This is a genomic window from Pseudonocardia sp. UM4_GMWB1 (assembly GCF_017312155.1).
Lineage (GTDB): Bacteria > Actinomycetota > Actinomycetes > Mycobacteriales > Pseudonocardiaceae > Pseudonocardia > Pseudonocardia alni.
In genome coordinates this window covers 3,235,196-3,251,820 of the sequence record NZ_QJPN01000001.1, presented here as the reverse complement: position 1 = coordinate 3,251,820, position 16,625 = coordinate 3,235,196, and the positions used below count along the sequence as shown (strand labels likewise).

The window sequence follows — 16,625 nt, the reverse complement described above, 5'->3', positions numbered from 1 at the left end:
CGCGTGCCGGAGGTCCCTACCTCAGTTCGCGGTGCGGGCCTGCGGCGGCAGCGACTCGGTCGGCACCGGGTTGGTCGCCCCCGGGACCGGCTGCGAGGTGGGCCGGGCGACCCGGATGCCGAGCACGTCACCGGCGGCCGCGGCCATCGCGCGCATCCCCTGGGCGTTGGGGTGCACCGGCGCGGCGGGCGAGGTCGGGACCAGGCCCTCGACCCACTTCACGCCGGGCAGCGTGCAGGCGTCGTGACCGATGGTCGGGGTGTAGGTGTCGACGTAGTCGACACCGGCGTCGCGGGCGGCGTCGGCCAGCATCGCGTTGAGCTTCTTCTCGGTCTCGCGCAGGTAGGCGGTGTCGCCCGGGCTGAACGGGATGACCGGGTAGCAGCCGGGACCAGTGTCCGGGAGGATCGACGGGTACCCGACGACGGCGACCCGTGCGGCGGGCGACCGGTCGCGGATCGTCGCGAGCACGTCGGAGACCTTGGACTCGGTGTCGTCGATCCGCTCGGCGAGCTGGTCGGTGCCGCCCGCGGTGTAGAAGTCCTTGCAGGCCGCGCCGAACAGGTTCGCCGAGGAGCGGCGCACGCACTCGCCGATGATCCCGGAGAAGCCGATGTCGTTGCCGCCGATGGTCAGGGTGACCAGCGACTCGGAGCCGTCGAGGGCGTCGAGCTGCGGCGGGTTCGGCCCGGCCTGGACCTGCTGCGGGGCGGTCATGTCCTCGGTCGTCGCGCCGCTGCAGGACACGTCGGTGAAGCGGCCGATGCCGGCCGAGCGCGCGAGCACCGACGGGTAGTTCTGGTTGGAGCGCAGGCACCCGGACGGCGTGCCCTGCTGCACCGGGACCAGCGGGCCTGCGGCGTAGGAGTCGCCCAGGGCGACGAAGCGCCCGACCGGGGCGGTGTCGAGGTTGCGCGCGGACAGCGTGGTCTCGGCGAACGTGGTCGGCGCCTCCGCCTGCGCGGGCGCGAGGGCGCTCATCCCCGCCGAGCTCAGCAGGGTCATGGTCGCCACGGCGAGCCACCGGGACGGACGGGGACGGCGCACGGGCTCTCGGACCTCCGGTCGGACGTCGCCGGCGTGGGCACGCCGGTCCTGACCGACCAACGATCATCGTCGCCGACCGGTTACGCCCCGTTCGGCGCACGTGACGGGCCGGGTCCGACCCGGCCCGTCACGCACCGTGGGCGGGGCTCGCTCAGTCGGTGAGCCTGCGCAGCGACAGCGGTGCCACCAGGCGGTGCCGCAGCGCGGTCGCGTCCCAGAGCTCCGGCTGCGACGGCATCGACGCGAGCCGCCCGGCGGCGACCGCGCCGGGGTCGTCCATCGGCTCGCGGACACCGGCGAGGAAGGCCCACTCGTGCTCCTCGCAGCCGATGTAGACCCCGCGCCCGCCGGTCTCGCCGAACACCGCGGCGAAGCGCTGCCAGGCCGAGCGCAGCGTCGCGTCCCGCCACACCGCCGGGCTGCCCGCCTGGAACACCAGGACCCCGCCGGGGGTGAGCCGCTGCGCGCAGGCGCGGACGAAGTCCTCCTCGTAGAGCCGGTTGATCTGGGCGTCGGGCTCGTCGGGGCGCTCGTCGGGCAGGTCGACGACCACCAGGTCCCAGTGCTCGTCGGATTCCAGGACGAACTGCCGACCGTCGCCGTAGGTCAGGTGCACCGGGCCGTCGCCGCGCTCGGCCGCGGCGAGGGACTCGGGGGTGTAGCCGTAGGGCAGGTGCTCGGCACAGATCCGGACGGCCTCGGTGTCGATGTCGACGTGGTCGACCCGGCTCGCACCGGCAGCGACCGCCATCTCCGACGCGACACCCTCGGAGGAGCCGACGATCAGCACCCGGTCCAGCTCGCGGGCCAGCAGGGCGCCGGGCCACACCAGCGCCTCGTGGTAGGTGAGCTGGGTGTGCTCGGTGGACTGGCGCTCGTCGTCGCAGAAGAGGGTGACGCCGTGCGCGGTGTCGGCGACCACGACGTGCTGGAACCCGGTGTGCGCGACGTGGTGGACCCGGCCGAGGTCCCAGCGCCGGGTCAGGCCGGGCGAGAGGGGCTCGGTGACGGTGCGCGGGGCGCCGCCGCGGTCCACGACCTGCAGCGCGGTGTCGGTCGCGCCGACACGCTCGGCGAGGCGGCGCACGGCGTCGACCGGGTCGGCGCTCTCGCCGCAGGTGAACACGTCGACGTGCATGCCGCCGTGCTCGGGCCAGGTGTGGATCGAGGCGTGCGACTCGGCCAGGACCGCGACGACGGTCGCCCCCTGCGGCTCGAACCGTTCGACGACCACCTGGCGGACCTGGGCCCCGGCCTCGGTCAGCGCGGCGGTCAGGTCGCTGCGCAGGCGGTCGCAGTCGTCGAGGATCTCGGGGGCGATGCCACCGAGCTCGGCCAGGACGTGTCTGCCGACCGGTGACGACGTGCTGGGCAGCGCGGGTGCGCCCGTCCCGAGCCCGACGGCCGGATGCAGTTCTCCGGCCGCGGCGGCGGGCACGGACATGATCGGCGAGGTGGAGGATGACACGTCCGGACACGTTAACCGGGATGTGGGAGCGACGCCCCCTCCCCCGCGACGAGCACCTCCAGCGGGCCGAACCCGTTGAACCCGACCGAGGCGTAGCTCGAGGTGTAGGCGCCGGCCCCGAGCAGGTCGACCACGTCGCCCGCGGCCAGGTCCAGCGGCAGCGCGACCGGGGTGCGGCGGTAGAGGACGTCGTCGCCGTCACAGGTGGGGCCCGCGACGACGACCGGTCCGCGCGGGCCGCTGCGCCCGGGCACGCGCAGCGGATAGGCGATCGCCTCGCCCTCGGTCTCGGCGAGACCCTGGTAGCGGCCGACGTCGAGGTAGACCCAGCGGCGGTGGTCCACGCCCGGGCGGCGGGACACGCGCAGCACCCGGGCGCGCAGCACCCCGGCCGGGGCGACCAGCGCGCGGCCCGGTTCCAGCAGCAGCGTCGCGCCGTCCACGTGCCCGGCGTCGACGGCCGTGGCCACCGCGGCGCGCACGGCCGCGACGTAGTCCTCCGCGGGGGCGACGGCGGCGCGGTAGGCCACCGGCCAGCCGCCGCCCAGGTCGAGCTCGGGACGCCGCAGCCCGGCCCGCCCGGCGGTCGCCAGCGCGAGCGTGACGGCCCCGGCGTAGGTGGCGGGGCGGGTCTGCTGGGAGCCCGCGTGGAAGGTGACCCCGGCGGCGACCAGGCCGCGGTCGGCGACCCGCCCCAGCAGCGCGACGGCCGCGTCGGGCGGCGCCCCGAACTTGCCGTGGAACGGCGTCGCCGAGCCGGTGTCGTCGACCGAGAGCCGGACCTGCACCCGGGCGCCGGGGACCTCGGCGGCGAGGGCGTCGACGTCCTCGGCGCTGTCGGTGACGAACCGGGTGACGCCGTCGCGGGCGGCCCGGGCGGCGGCACCGGGGCCGCGCACCGGGTTCCCGTGCTGCAGCGTCGCCGGGTCCGCACCGGCGGCCAGGCACAGGTCGATCTCGGCTTGGGAGGCGACGTCGAACCCGGCCCCGGCCGCGACGAGGGCGCGCAGCACGGCGGGCTCCGGGCAGGCCTTGACGGCGTAGAGGATCCGGGCGTCGCCGAACGCGGCGGCCAGCGCGCGGTACCGCTCCCCGGCGACGGCGGGGTCCAGCGCCAGGTACGGCGTCGGACGGTCGGTGGCGAGCAGCCGCTCCAGACCGGGGCTCAGGGTGTCGGGCACACCGGGATCGTCTCCCGGGCCGGGTGGCGTGCCACCGCCGGGGCACGACCCGCCGGGGCCCGCACCGGCCCGGCCGGACCGCTCCGGGCGCCGGGCCGCTGATCTAGGTTCGACCCATGACCGCACCGAAGCCGCAGCGCCGCGCCCGGAAGATCGCGATGACCCCGGAGGAGGTCACCGCCTTCCTCGACGCCGAGCGCACCTGCCGGGTCGCCACCAACGGCGTGAACGGCCCGCACGCCACCCCGCTCTGGTACCTGTGGGACGGCGAGGCGCTCTGGCTGACCTCGCTCTCGCGCTCGCAGCGGTGGGCGGACCTGCAGCGCGACCCGCGGATCGCCGTGGTCGTCGACGCCGGGCACGACTACACCGAGCTGCGCGGGGTCGAGCTGCGCGGCTCCGTCGAGGTCGTCGGCGAGGTGCCCCGCACCGGCGAGCCGAACCCGGAGCTGGAGCGGGTCGAGCAGGCCTTCGCCGCGCGCTACACCGGCGACCAGGTCGTGATCGACGGAAGGCACGCGTGGCTGCGGCTGCGCCCGGAGAAGATCACCAGCTGGGACTTCCGCAAGATGTGATCACCGGGAGCCTCCCGAGCCGTGCATCGCGAACCCGCGGTACCCGTCGCGGGCCACGGTGGACAGCTCCTCGCGGTAGGCCTTGTGCCCGGCCATGTAGAACATCACCGCGTTCGGCTTGCCGGGGATGTTCGCCCCGAAGATCCACGAGTCGGCCTTCGGGAACAGCGTGGCGTCGGCGATCTCCCGGCAGAGCCGGGACCAGCCCTGCTCGGCCTCGGCCGTCGGCTCGATCGTGCCGATACCGCCGCGCTCGGCGTGCCCGATCAGCTCACCGATCCACTCGACCTGGGCCTCGATGCTCGGCGGCAGGTTGGTGAACGGCCCGTTCGGCCCGAGGATCATGAACATGTTCGGGAAGCCCGCCTTGGACACCCCGAGGTAGCTCGACGGCCCGTCGGTCCAGTGGTCGTCGATGTGGCGGCCCCCGCGGCCGCGCAGGTCCATCGCCCGGTAGTTGCCGTCGACGGCGTCGAAACCGGTCGCGAGGACGAGCACGTCGAGCTCGTGCACGACACCGTCGGCGGTGCGCACCCCGGCCGGGGTGACCTCCGCGATCGGGTTCTCCCGGATCGAGACCAGCTCGACGTCGTCGCGGTTGAAGGTCTCGTAGTACCCCTCGTTGCAGATCGGGCGCTTGGCGTAGAGGTCGGTCGGTGTGAGCTTCCGGGCGGTCTCCGGGTCCACGACGATCTCGGAGATCTTGCGCCGGATGAACGCGGCGGCCGCGGCGTTGGCGTCGGGATCGGTGGCGATGTCGCAGAACGTGCCGAACATGAACCGGAACCCGTTGCCGGCGTCCCAGTTCTCCTGGAAGACGCGCTCGCGCTCCTGCGCGGACACGCTCATCGCCTCGACGGCGCTCTCCTCGAACCCGAAGGCCACGACCGAGCCGCGCACCTGGTCCCAGATCTCGGGGAAGTGCTCCTTGGTGCGGTCGACCTCGTCCTGGGTGACCGGTCGGTTGCCGGAGGGCACGTTGTACTGCGGGCTGCGCTGGAAGACGGTGAGGTGAGCCGCGCGCGGGGCCGCCGCGACGATGAACTGGGCGCCGGTCGAGCCGGTCCCGACGACGCCGACCCGCCGCCCGGCGATGTCGAGGTCGTCGGGCCAGGCGTTGGTGTGGACGGTGCGCCCGGCGAAGGTGCCCAGCCCGGGGAGGTCGGGGACGTTGCTGCGGGCCAGCAACCCCAGGGCGTTGACCAGATAGCGGCACCGCACCGTCTCGCCGCCGGAGGTGCGCACCCGCCAGAGACCGGCGTCCTCGTCGTAGACCGCGGCGGTCACCTCGGTGCCGAGCGTGATGTCCCGGCGCAGCCCGTACCGGTCGACGACGTGCTCGAGGTAGGCCAGGACGTCGGGCTGGTCCAGGTAGCGGGTGCTCCAGTTCCATTCCTGCAGCAGGTCCCGGTCGAACGAGTAGCGGTAGACGAACCCCTCGGTGTCGGACTTCGCGCCGGGGTACCGGTTGAAGTACCAGGTGCCGCCGACGCCGTCGCCCTTCTCGAAGGCGCGGACGCTCAGGCCGAGCCGGTCCCGCAGCGTGTGCAGCATGTAGATGCCGCCGAACCCGGCGCCGACGACGACGGCGTCGACATCGGGGGTGGTGGAGGTGGTCATGGTGTGCTCCCGGTGGGTGTCGAGGGATCAGCCGCGGTACCAGGCGGCGAGGGCGGCGAGCTCCTCGTCGGCCTCGGGCGCGGTGCCGGCGAGGAACGGGAAGACGTGCTGCATGCCCGCGACGACCGACAGCGTCACGTCGACACCGGCGGCCCGGGCCCGGTCGGCGAGCCGGACGGCGTCGTCGAGGAGCGCCTCGGCACCCCCGGCGTCGACGTAGAGCCGGGGGAGGCCGGTGAGGTCGGCGTGCAACGGGTTCGCCAGCGGTGCCCGCCGGTCGACGTGCCCCTCCCCCAGGACGCCGGCGATCATCCCCTCCAGCAGGGGCACCGTGACCAGGGCGTCCGAGGCGGCGTTGGTGACGAGCGTGGCGCCGGTGTTCTCCATGTCCAGCCACGGCGAGAACGCGACGACCCGGCCCGGCAGCGGTCGGCCCGCGTCGCGCAGGGCGAGCACGGTGGCGACCGCCAGGTTCCCGCCCGCGGAGTCACCGATGGTCGTCACGTCCGCGGGGGCGGTCCCCCGGGCCAGCAGCGCCTCGAACACCGCGACGGTGTCCTCCACCTGTGCCGGGTGCCGGTGTTCCGGCGCGCGACGGTAGTCCGCCACGAACGCCGTGGCGCCGACCGCCCGCGCGACGTGCCCCGCGAGCTTGCGATGGCTCGACGCCGAGCCGACGGCGAACCCGCCGCCGTGGGTGTAGAGCAGGACCTGCGCGGGATCCGCCCCGGCCGGCAGCGCCCAGATCCCCGGGACACCCCCGAGGGACTCCTCCCGGTAGGTCACGTCCTCGGGTTCACGGGTGGCCTGGTGCCACTCGTCGAAGATGCTGCGGAACAGCCGCGTGGTCAGGTCCGGGGTCGCCGCGATGACGGCGGACCAGTCGGCGTAGAGCGCGCGCAGCGCGTCGGACTCCGTGGACGCACCCGTCGGGCGGGTCGGTGGTGCCGTCGTCATCGCGGTCCTCCTCCGGTCGGCCGGAGCGACGACGGGCGCCGCGCCGGCGGTGGCGTGGCCGTCGATGGTGGGCACCGCGGAGGCACCGCGGGTGTTCCGTTCTGGAACGCCCACCGGCCACTCCCCCTGGCCAGGATGGTGTGACCTGGGGCACCGTGGACGTGTCCGCAACGGGCGGCGAGGGGCGGATCGGGGCGATGACGCGTCGGGACGAGGACACGGCGGTGCCGGCCCTGTCGGCCGGGCAGCGCCTGCGCATCCGGCGCAGCCGCGAGACGCTCGTCGACGGGGGGCTGCTCGCGCTGCCGCCCGGCCACGCGGGCGTGCCGCCGCTGATCGAGCAGAGCTGGCGGCGCTGCATCGGCGAGGCGGTGCCGACGGCGCCGGACCGCATCGGCTACGCCGACCCCGGCGACGACCACACCGCGCTGCGCCGGGCCGCGGCGCCCGTGCTGGAGCGGCTCGTGGACAGCTTCGCCGACGTCCCGGTGGCCATGGTGCTGTCCGACGCGACCGGGCGCATCGTCCGCCGCCACGTCGGCGTCCGGCGCCAGCGCACGCTGATGGACCGGGCGAGCGCGGTGGAGGGCTCGGACTTCTCCGAGCGGTCGGTGGGCACCAACGGCATCGGCACGGTGCTGGTCGAACGACGCCCGGTCCTGGTCCGGGGCCCCGAGCACTACAACGCCCTCCTGGAGAACCTCACCTGCGCCGGCACCCCGCTGGTCGAGCCCGGGACCGGCCGGACGGTGGGCTCGCTCTCACTGGCCTGCGCGGTGCGCGACGTGCACCCGCTCATGGCGGTGATGGCCGCCGACATCGGCCGCCAGATCGAGGCCCGGCTGCTCGACGAGGCGGGCGAACACCGTCGCAGGCTGGTACGGGCCTACCTCGCGCTGGAGCGGGCCACGACCGGGGCGCTGGTCGTCGACGCCGACACCGTCCTGGCCGACCGGCACGCGCTGGCCCACGCCGGCCCGGACCTGCACGCCCTGCTGTGGGAGCTGCTGCGCGACGGGGGTCCGGACCGGCCACGCCGGATGCGGGTGCCGATGCCCGACGGCCCGCACGACGCGGTCGTCGCCCCGGTCGAGGGCACCGGGGGGACCGCGTTCAGCGTCCGGCTGGCGCCCCGCCGGGCGGCACCCGCGGTGGCGGCCCCGGCCACCGTCCGGGGAGCCGCGCTCCACCACGACCCGGAGGTCGACCACCGGCTCCGCGAGGCCGTCTCCCACCGGGAGACCGTCGCCGTGACCGGCCCCGGGGGCAGCGGGAAGCTGCGGACCGCCCGCCGCGTGCTGTCCCGCCTGGGCCACGACGGCGCCGTGGTCGTCGAGCCGCACCGGGAGCGCGAGTGGTGGGAGACGGCCCGCGCGGCGCTGGCCGCGGGTCGCGGGCTCGTCCTGCGGCGGGTGCACCTGTCACCGGGGCCGCGACCGGAGCTCCTGCGGGACCTGGCCGCGACCGGTGTCCCGTTCGTCCTCACCGCCGACGCCGACCCCACCGACGACACCACCCCCGCCCTCCTCGGCCAGGTCGCCACCACCGTCCGCCTCCCGGCGCTGGCGGCGGGCCGCGAGCACCTCCCGGCGCTGGTGGAGACGCTGCTCGCGGAGCTGCCCCCGCCCGCGTCGGGGTCCCGGCTGTCCGGCGCGGCCCTGGATCGGCTCCGGGCCTGGCACTGGCCCGGTGACCTGGCCGAGCTCCGCACCGTGGTCACGGCGGCGGCCCGCCGCGCCGGCGGCGGACCGGTCGACGAGGCCGACCTCCCCGACCGCCTGCGCACCGCCCGCCGGGAACTCGGTCTGCTGGAGGCCGCCGAACGCGACGCCGTGGCCGACGCCCTGCGTGCGGCGGGCGGGAACCGCACCCGGGCCGCCCGCACGCTCGGGATCGGGCGCAACACCCTCTACCGGAAGCTGCGCGAGTTCGGGGTGTCCTGACCGGCCGGCACGCACCGGCGGCGTTCAGGGCCGCCCGGTCACCAACGGCCAGAGCCCGTCGGCGCCCGCGTCCAGCGCGGCCGCCCCGACCCGGTCGTTCCAGAACGCCTCGTCACCGTCCTCGTCGCGCCAGGCCCACAGCCGGGTCGTGACCAGCCGCAACGCGTGCTCGCGGGTGAACCCGATGGCCCCGTGCACCTGGTGGGCGATCCGTGCGACCGCCGTCGCCGCCTCCGAGCAGCGGGCCTTCGCCGCGGCGACGGCGAACGCCGTCTCCGGGGCGGCGAACCCCGCGCGCCGCGCGGTCGAGGTCGCGGCGGCGGAGGCGGCGGAGGCGGCGGCGACCTCGGCGCCCGCCTCGGCGAGCATCTGCTGCACGGCCTGGAAGCGGCCGATGGGACGACCGAACTGGGTGCGCTCCCCGGCGTAGGCGACCGAGCGGGCCAGTGCGCCGCGGGCCGCGCCGGCGAGCAGCAGCGACCGCGCCAGCGCCGCCCGCAGGGTCAGCTCCGCCGCCGCCCCGGCGGGGGCGGAGCCGGTGGCCAGCGGCGTGACCCCGTCGAGGGTGAGGCCGTCGCGGGGCTCCTCGGCGAGGTTGGCGCCCTCGGTGACCGCCGCCGCGCCCGTGTCGAGCACGAGCACCCGATCGCCGTCGAGGACGACGACCGCGGCCAGCGAACGCCCCCACGGCACCCGGGTCAGGGCCGCCGACACCGTGCCGGCCGTGCCGCCGCTGCCGGTCACCGTCCCCCCGGCGGTCCCGGCCGGGCGGTCCCCGCCGGTCGCGTCGGTGACGACGGCGGCCAACGGCCCGTCCGGCACGGCGAGCCCGGCGGCGCGGGCCAGCCACCCGGCGAGCAGGTCGGTCTCGGCCAGCGGCAGGCGGGCCGCGTCGGCGCCGGCGACCTCCAGCAGCACGGCGGCGTCGTCGAGGGTGCCGCCGGTGTCCGGGTCGGTCAGCGAGGTCAGCCCGGCCCCGGCACACGCCTTCCAGGCCGCCGTGTCCAGGCCGGTCCCGTCACGGTCGTCGGACCCGGCCGCGAGGATCGAGGCGGCCAGGTCGGCCAGGTCGCTGTTGCGGGCCATCAGCGCAGTCCCATCCCCCGCGCGACGATGCCGCGCAGGACCTCGTTGGTGCCGCCGCGCAGGGTGAACCCGGGCGCGTGCAGCACGGCGTCGGCGAGCAGCCGGGCGAACCCGGACTCCGCACCCGGGTCCGGCGGGATGTCGACCAGCAGCCGGGCGGCGTCGACGATCTCGTTCTCGTAGCGGGTACCGAGGTCCTTGACCAGGGCCGCGGCCAGCTCGGGGGCCCGGCCGGACTCCAGCGCCCCGGCGACGGCCAGCGACATGGCCCGCAGCGTCCACAGCCGCGACACCAGCGACCCGACGCGACGACGGGTGCCGGCGTCGGCACGGTCCGCCCCGGCGAGCTCGCCGACCAGCGACGCCAGCAGCGGGTAGGTCGACAGGAACCGCTCCGGTCCGGAGCGCTCGAACGCGAGCTCGCCGGTGACCTGGGCCCAGCCGTTCCCCAGCTCGCCGAAGACCCGCGCGTCGGGGATGAACACGTCGTCGAAGCGGACCTCGTTGAAGTGGTGCGCCCCGGTGAGCAACGGGATCGGGCGGATCTCCACCCCGGGCGAGTCCAGCTCCACCAGGAACTGGGACAGCCCCGCGTGCCGGTGCGCGTCGTCGCGCGGCTCGGTGCGCACCAGCGCGAAGAACGCGTGCGCGTGGTGCGCCCCGGAGGTCCACACCTTGGTGCCCGAGAGCCGCCACCCGCCGTCGACGCGGGTCGCCCGGGTCCGCACCGACGCCAGGTCGGAGCCCGAGTCCGGTTCGGACATGCCGATGCCGAAGTACACCTCGCCGCGGGCGATCCCGGGCAGGAACGCGCGACGCTGCTCCTCGGTGCCGTGGCGCAGCAGCGACGGCCCGATCTGGCGGTCGGCGATCCAGTGCGCCGCCACCGGTGCGCCCGCGGCGAGCAGCTCCTCGGTGACGACGTAGCGCTCCAGCGCGGTCCGGCCGTGCCCGCCGTACTCGGTGGGGATGGTCATCCCGAGCCAGCCGCGCTCCCCCAGCCGCCGCGAGAACGACTCGTCCCAGCCGGAGAGCCACACGTCCGCACGCGGGGTCCAGCGGGCGGCGCCGCGCTCGTCGTCGAGGAAAGACCGGACCTCGGCCCGCAGGTCCGCCAGCCCGGCGGGGAGCTCGACCGGGTCGGGCACGAGCTCGGGCAGGGCCGCTGCCGGTGTCGATGTCGCTGCCACGGGCCTCATCATGACCCAGCCCCGCCGGCGCCGCCGGTGTCTATGGGCCGACTCACCGGGGTACGTTCCGGGCATGACCACCAATGCTGACGAGCGCAGGGTGCTGGATGCCGTCCCCACCGGCCTGTTCATCGGCGGCCGGTGGCGGCCGGCGGAGAACGGCGCGACCGCGAAGGTGGAGGATCCCGCCACCGGAGAGGTGCTGACCGAGGTCGCCGACGCCTCCCCCGCCGACGGCATGGACGCCCTCGCCGCCGCGCACGCCGCGCAGCCCACGATCGCCGCGATGGCGCCGCGGGAGCGCAGCGAGATCCTGCGCCGCGCCTACGACCTGCTCCACGAGCGGATCGACGACCTGGCCCTGCTCATGACCCTGGAGATGGGCAAGCCCTTCGCCGAGGCCAAGGGCGAGGTCGTCTACGCCTCGGAGTTCCTGCGCTGGTTCTCCGAGGAGGCCGTGCGCATCGACGGCGGCTACCAGGTCGCCCCGAACGGCCAGACCCGCTTCCTCACCATCCGCCAGCCCGTCGGGGTCTGCGTGTTCGTGACCCCGTGGAACTTCCCGCTGGCCATGGGCACCCGCAAGATCGCCCCGGCGGTCGCCGCCGGCTGTGCCTCGGTGATCAAGCCCGCGCCGCAGACGCCGCTGACCATGCTCGCGTTCGCGCAGGTGCTGGCCGACGCCGGCCTGCCCGACGGCGCCCTGAACGTCATCAACGCCACCGACGCCGGCGCGGTGATGGAGCCGATCCTGCGCGACGGCCGCGCCCGCAAGATGTCGTTCACCGGGTCCACCCCGGTCGGGAAGCTGCTGCTGTCCCAGGCCTCGGACAAGGTCATGCGGTCGTCGCTGGAGCTGGGCGGCAACGCCTCGTTCATCGTGCTCGACGACGCCGACGTCGACGCCGCCGTCGAGGGCGCCATGATCGCCAAGATGCGGAACATGGGCGAGGCCTGCACCGCCGCGAACCGGTTCTACGTCCAGCGCGGCGTCGCCGAGGAGTTCACCGCGAAGCTCGCCGAGCGGATGGGCGCGCTCAAGGTCGGCCGCGGCACCGAGGAGGGCGTGAACGTGGGCCCGCTCATCGACGCGAAGGGCCTGGACAAGGTCACCGACCTGGTCGCCGACGCCGTCGCCGCCGGTGCCTCGGTCGCGATCGGCGGGAGGGCCCAGGACGGGCCGGGCTACTTCTACCCGCCGACCGTGCTCACCGACGTGCCGGTGAACTCCCGGCTCAACCACGAGGAGATCTTCGGCCCGGTCGCGCCGATCACCGTCGTCGACAGCGCCGACGACGCACTGGCCGCGGCCAATGCGACCGAGTTCGGCCTGGTCAACTACGTGTACACGCGCGACCTGAACCGGGCGCTGCACATCGCCGAGAACCTCGACAGCGGCATGATCGGGCTCAACACCGGTCTGGTGTCGAACCCGGCCGCCCCGTTCGGCGGCGTCAAGGAGTCCGGGCTGGGCCGCGAGGGCGGCACCGTCGGCATCGACGAGTTCCTGGAGACCAAGTACGTGGCCATCGGCTACAGCGGCTGACCCCACGCACGACCGAGGGCCCCGGTGCCGTACGGCGCCGGGGCCCTCGTGTGTCGCGGGTCGGTCAGTTGGCCGGGGCCGCGGGTGCCGCCGGGGCCGGGGCCTGCGGCTGGATCGGCACCGCCGGGTCCTGGCCGGGCACCGGCTCGGCGGGCTGGGTCACGTCGGCCCGGCCCCCCGAGACGAGCTCGACCAGCTCGACGCCGCCGTTGAGGGTCAGCATCACGACCAGCAGCGCCACCGAGGCGACGGCGGCCGCGGTGAGCCCGCGCTGCGCGGACCCGCTGGCGACCAACCGGCCACGGCTGGTCTCCACCACCCAGGCGCGGGCGGCGAACACGGCCAGCATCAGACCGAACGCGAGCCAGGTCAGGAGGAATCCGTTCACGGGTTCGGCACCTCCCCACCGGCCGCCGGGGCCGGGGCCGTCGCCGGTGCCGGAACGCCCGGCGCCGGGAGCGGCTCGTTGCGCACCAGGATGGCGTCGAAGCCGCTCTCGTAGGTCGCGCGGTACTGGCCCGACGCGATGAGCTGGTTGCGGATCTCGATCGTCCAGCCCGGCTCGCGGTCGTTCAGGACGACGCCCTGCTTCTCGATCGCCGGGTAGAACAGGATCGTCTGCGGCTGGACCTGGTCGATGCAGCGGAACGGGTCCGCGGCGAGGACCGCGCAGCCCTGACCGCCCGAGGCCATGTTGTTGTTCTCGCCGACGCCCTCCAGGGCGTAGGGCCCGACCGTCGACAACGGCTGCACCGTCGCCCCGGGCGGCGCCTCGGCGTAGGCCTTGCGGGTCATCTGGACATCCTCGGTGGTGACGTCGGTGTAGGCCTCGTTACCGCCGCGGATGAAGATGAGCAGACCGAAGACGACCACCATGCCCACCGCGAGCAGCCGTTCGCGCTTGCGGTCGACGCGGGCGAAGGCCCGCAGCGCGTCGACGGCCAGGATCGACAGGATCGGCAGGCCGTAGAGCAGCACGCGCAGGAGCAGCTCGCCGCCGTAGCTCTGCACGACCGCCATCCCCATGGGGATGATCGCCAGCAGGATCGGCACGAGGTCGCGGCGGCGGCGCCAGTAGACCCAGGCCCCGGCGAAGCCGAGGACGTAGGTCAGGCCGGTCATCACGACCCGGAACCCCTTGCCGACGAGCTGGCCCGTGTCGCCCTGGAAGCGGTCCGCGACACCGGCCTGCAGCGCGCTGCCGTCGTCGCCGCTACCGATGATCATGCTGATCTGGTTCATCCAGAAGTCGCGGGCGCCGATCAGCACGAACACCGTCACCGCGGCGATCGCGACGATCACCAGCCCGCGTCCGCGGAACCGGCCGACGACGGCCAGCACGGCCAGCTGGCCGATGATGGCGAACGGGGTCAGCTGGTGGGCCGGGGCGACGGCGATGACGCACAGCGCCGCGCAGAAGTAGATCAGCAGCAGCTGCCGGGCGGGCAGCGTCGGCGTGTTCGGCGGAGTCAGCGCCGACACCAGCCAGCGCCGCCACCGGGGCAGCGGTGGCGCCCCGCGGTGGGCCCGCGGCCAGCCCGGGACCCCGGCGTTGTCGACGCGGCGGGTCGCCAGCGGGCCGAGCGCGAAGGTCAGCACCGTCAGCAGCAGCACGATCGCGGTCGCCTGCGGGGAGAAATAGTCCTGCTCGATCCAGTTCAGGCCGATGAACAGCCAGGCCGCGACCCACGGCGCGCGGGTGCCCCCGAGCATCGAGCGGGCCAGGGCGTAGACGCCGATCGCCCACACCGCGGTGACCGCGGGCGGGTACCAGCGCAGGATCGTGTCGAGCTGGTCGGCACCGGCGGCGTCGCGGATCCACGCCCACTGGGCGAAGAACGCGGGCCAGTAGAACCGCGCGTCCACGCCGGTGGGCGGGACGCCGTTGTTGCTGGCGACCGCGTCGACGAACCCGGAGATCAGCCAGGCGGTGGTGAACCGGGCCTGGGGCTGCACGACCGAGGGCAGGCCGGTCGAGCACAGCAGCAGCACACCCGTCGCGGCACCCAGCATCGGGATGCGCGGGCGGCGCGACCAGAGCTCGAGCAGGCAGGCGCCGATGGCGAGCAGCAGCGCGACCCACGCGAACGGGCTCAGCGCCGGGGCGAGGCCCCAGCCGCCCAGGTCGGACAGGTCGGTCGTCGCGGCGGCGACGGGCAGCAGCAGCACCGCGAGAACGGCCAGGACCGGTGCGCCCCAGACCCACAGCGGGGACAGCGGCTCGGCGGTCTCGGGTGCGGGCGGCGGGGGCGGCGGCGGGCCGTCACCGGGCGGGCGCGGGACCGGGCCGCGGACGGCCGTGGTCGGCGAGTCCGGGCCGGGCGGCGTGACGAACTGGGTCCGCTCGCTCGCGCTCTCCTCCGCGACGCGGGTCCGCGCGACGGCGGGCTCCTCGCCGCGGTGGCCGCGGGTGGACGGGTCGGGGCCGCCCGTCCGGCGGGTCTCCGACGTCACGACTTCACCTCCGGTGTGCTCCGGCGGTTCCACGCCGGGACGAATCTGAGTGCCAGTGCGCAGAGGATCTGCGCGCCGACGTAGCCGAGGACGACCGGCAGCATGGTCATGCTGACCGATGCGGTTCCGGGGTCCGGCAGCGGGACCAGACCGGCGAAGACCACGACCAGGCCGGTGTTGAGCAGCTGGATCTTCGCGTAGCCCATTCCGTCGCCGTCGGCCTGGCGGCGGGCGAGCTCGAACACGACGATCAGCCGGAAGAACAGGCCGCCCATGAGCACGGCCAGCGCCGGGGCGCCGGGCGCGTAGCCCTCACCGAGCAGCGACAGCACCGGGTAGCCCAGTGCCGCCCCGAGCCCGAGCGCGGGGACGAACAGCAGGAGCATCCGGCGCCGGGCGACGCGGGCGAACTCCTCGGCGCGGTGCGGCTCCCGGGCGGTCTGCACGGTCAGCGAGTTGGTGAAGAACGTCGCGGCCAGGTCGATGACGGTCACCGCCTGCCAGCAGATGAAGAAGACCGCGCCGATCTCGTTGCCCATCCGGAAGTTCGCGAACAGCGGGACCTGGTTGTAGAGCAGCGCGTTGCCGCACTGCGCCAGCGCGGTCGGCGCCAGGAACGCGATCATCTCCGGGCGCGACGGCAGCGTGCCCGGCCCACCGGCGCGGGCGAAGCGCCGCACCATGAACCAGAGCAGCACGGTGCCCGCGGCGATCCACAGCACGACCGGGATCGCCCAGGACAGCACCAGCGCCTCGGAGGCGAGCGTGCTGCCCAGTGCCAGCAGCAGCACGATCCGGGTCACGGCGAAGGTGCCGTTGCGCCACACCGCTACCCACGGCCGCCCGATGGCGACCATGACGAAGTCGTGGACGACGAACACGCACCAGCCGGCGCAGGTCAGGACCAGGACGACCAGGCCCCAGCCGAACGATCCGCCACCCGCGGCCTCCGCGACCCGGGGCACGAGCGTGCCGTAGATCAGGCCGATCAGCCCGGACAGCGGCATGATCAGCAGCAGCGAGCCGAAGGTGAGCCGGACCGACCTGCGGCCGGCCCCGGGGAGCCAGCGCAGCAACGCCAGCCCCAGGTTCAGCTGGGCGACGCCGCCGATCAGCTGGAAGGCCGACACGAACTCCGAGGCCCGGCCGACCTCGGCCTGGGGCATGAGCCGGGTCGCGATCAGCACGCCGAGCAGCCCGGCGACCGAGCCGAAGCCCGAGCACAGGGTCAGGGCGATGCCGTCGCCGATGCCGCCGTTGCGGTCCGGGACCTGCTCGCCGTCGTCACCGCCGTCGCCACCGCCCGTTCCGGGTGGTCGGGTGGGCGGCGGGGTCGGCGGGTTCTCGCCGGGCCCGCGCAACCCGACCAGCGGCGGGAGGTACTCGGTGTGCTGCTCGGCGTTGCGGCGCGAGTGCGCCCGGGCGTGGGCGGTGGCGAGACGCTGGGTCGGGGCGTCCGGATCGACGCCCGCCGCCTGCGGTCCGGGGACGGGGCCGGGACCGGCCGTACCCGCGGCGGGGCGGGGACGCGCCGGCCCGACCGGCCTCACCGGGAGGT

Annotated in this window: 13 protein-coding genes; 3 read left to right on the top strand and 10 right to left on the bottom strand. The window is 75.0% G+C overall.

The features are described from left to right. Positions 1–21 precede the first annotated feature (21 nt). The 3 genes from DMP15_RS15540 to DMP15_RS15530 all read right to left on the bottom strand — a co-directional run bounded on the left by DMP15_RS15540 (position 22) and on the right by DMP15_RS15530 (position 3,696). Complete coding sequence (locus DMP15_RS15540; RefSeq protein ID WP_218899171.1) at positions 22–1,005, bottom strand: SGNH/GDSL hydrolase family protein; 984 nt, start codon at positions 1,003–1,005, stop codon at positions 22–24. 193 nt (positions 1,006–1,198) lie between these two features. Beyond that, positions 1,199–2,515, bottom strand: a complete 1,317-nt coding sequence (speD, locus tag DMP15_RS15535; protein ID WP_304580069.1) for an adenosylmethionine decarboxylase — start codon at positions 2,513–2,515, stop codon at positions 1,199–1,201. Between the two features lie 11 nt (positions 2,516–2,526). Continuing rightward, complete coding sequence (locus DMP15_RS15530; RefSeq protein ID WP_337826070.1) at positions 2,527–3,696, bottom strand: type III PLP-dependent enzyme; 1,170 nt, start codon at positions 3,694–3,696, stop codon at positions 2,527–2,529. Between the two features lie 116 nt (positions 3,697–3,812). Here DMP15_RS15530 and DMP15_RS15525 point away from each other — a divergent pair, with 116 nt between their 5' ends. Continuing rightward, entirely contained in the window at positions 3,813–4,271 is a 459-nt protein-coding gene (locus DMP15_RS15525; protein WP_062395201.1) for a pyridoxamine 5'-phosphate oxidase family protein, read from the top strand. On the opposite strand, the gene DMP15_RS15520 is transcribed toward DMP15_RS15525, so the two are convergent. Together DMP15_RS15520 and DMP15_RS15515 are read right to left on the bottom strand one after the other, a co-directional pair. Next, positions 4,272–5,891 carry a flavin-containing monooxygenase gene (locus tag DMP15_RS15520; protein ID WP_337826069.1) on the bottom strand — a complete coding sequence of 540 codons (1,620 nt, stop codon included), beginning with the start codon at positions 5,889–5,891 and terminating at the stop codon, positions 4,272–4,274. A 27-nt stretch (positions 5,892–5,918) separates the two neighbouring features. After that, the gene (locus DMP15_RS15515; protein ID WP_304580067.1) at positions 5,919–6,923 is read right to left on the bottom strand and encodes an alpha/beta hydrolase; all 1,005 of its coding nucleotides are present in this window, start codon (positions 6,921–6,923) and stop codon (positions 5,919–5,921) included. 122 nt (positions 6,924–7,045) lie between these two features. Between DMP15_RS15515 and DMP15_RS15510 the strand changes: the two genes are divergently transcribed. After that, a complete protein-coding gene (locus tag DMP15_RS15510) occupies positions 7,046–8,791 on the top strand; it encodes a sigma-54-dependent Fis family transcriptional regulator (RefSeq protein WP_304580066.1) in 1,746 nt (581 codons plus the stop codon). 24 nt (positions 8,792–8,815) lie between these two features. Here DMP15_RS15510 and DMP15_RS15505 read toward each other — a convergent pair whose 3' ends face one another. Both DMP15_RS15505 and DMP15_RS15500 read right to left on the bottom strand, forming a co-directional pair. Continuing rightward, a complete protein-coding gene (locus DMP15_RS15505) occupies positions 8,816–9,877 on the bottom strand; it encodes an acyl-CoA dehydrogenase family protein (RefSeq protein WP_337826068.1) in 1,062 nt (353 codons plus the stop codon). After that, positions 9,877–11,076, bottom strand: a complete 1,200-nt coding sequence (locus DMP15_RS15500; protein WP_337826067.1) for an acyl-CoA dehydrogenase family protein — start codon at positions 11,074–11,076, stop codon at positions 9,877–9,879. The genes DMP15_RS15505 and DMP15_RS15500 overlap by 1 nt, the downstream gene beginning before the upstream one ends. A 64-nt stretch (positions 11,077–11,140) precedes the next feature. Between DMP15_RS15500 and DMP15_RS15495 the strand changes: the two genes are divergently transcribed. Next, complete coding sequence (locus DMP15_RS15495) at positions 11,141–12,613, top strand: NAD-dependent succinate-semialdehyde dehydrogenase (protein ID WP_337826066.1); 1,473 nt, start codon at positions 11,141–11,143, stop codon at positions 12,611–12,613. Between the two features lie 64 nt (positions 12,614–12,677). Here DMP15_RS15495 and DMP15_RS15490 read toward each other — a convergent pair whose 3' ends face one another. The 3 genes from DMP15_RS15490 to DMP15_RS15480 are packed head-to-tail and all read right to left on the bottom strand — an operon-like array spanning position 12,678 to position 16,617. Next, complete coding sequence (locus tag DMP15_RS15490) at positions 12,678–13,001, bottom strand: hypothetical protein (RefSeq protein WP_337826065.1); 324 nt, start codon at positions 12,999–13,001, stop codon at positions 12,678–12,680. Then, entirely contained in the window at positions 12,998–15,067 is a 2,070-nt protein-coding gene (locus tag DMP15_RS15485) for a hypothetical protein (protein WP_253069128.1), read from the bottom strand. Before DMP15_RS15485 ends, DMP15_RS15490 begins: the two co-directional genes overlap by 4 nt. Next, on the bottom strand, positions 15,064–16,617 hold the full coding sequence (locus tag DMP15_RS15480; RefSeq protein WP_337826064.1) for a lipopolysaccharide biosynthesis protein: 1,554 nt from the start codon (positions 16,615–16,617) through the stop codon (positions 15,064–15,066). Before DMP15_RS15480 ends, DMP15_RS15485 begins: the two co-directional genes overlap by 4 nt. Between the last annotated feature and the right edge of the window lie 8 nt (positions 16,618–16,625).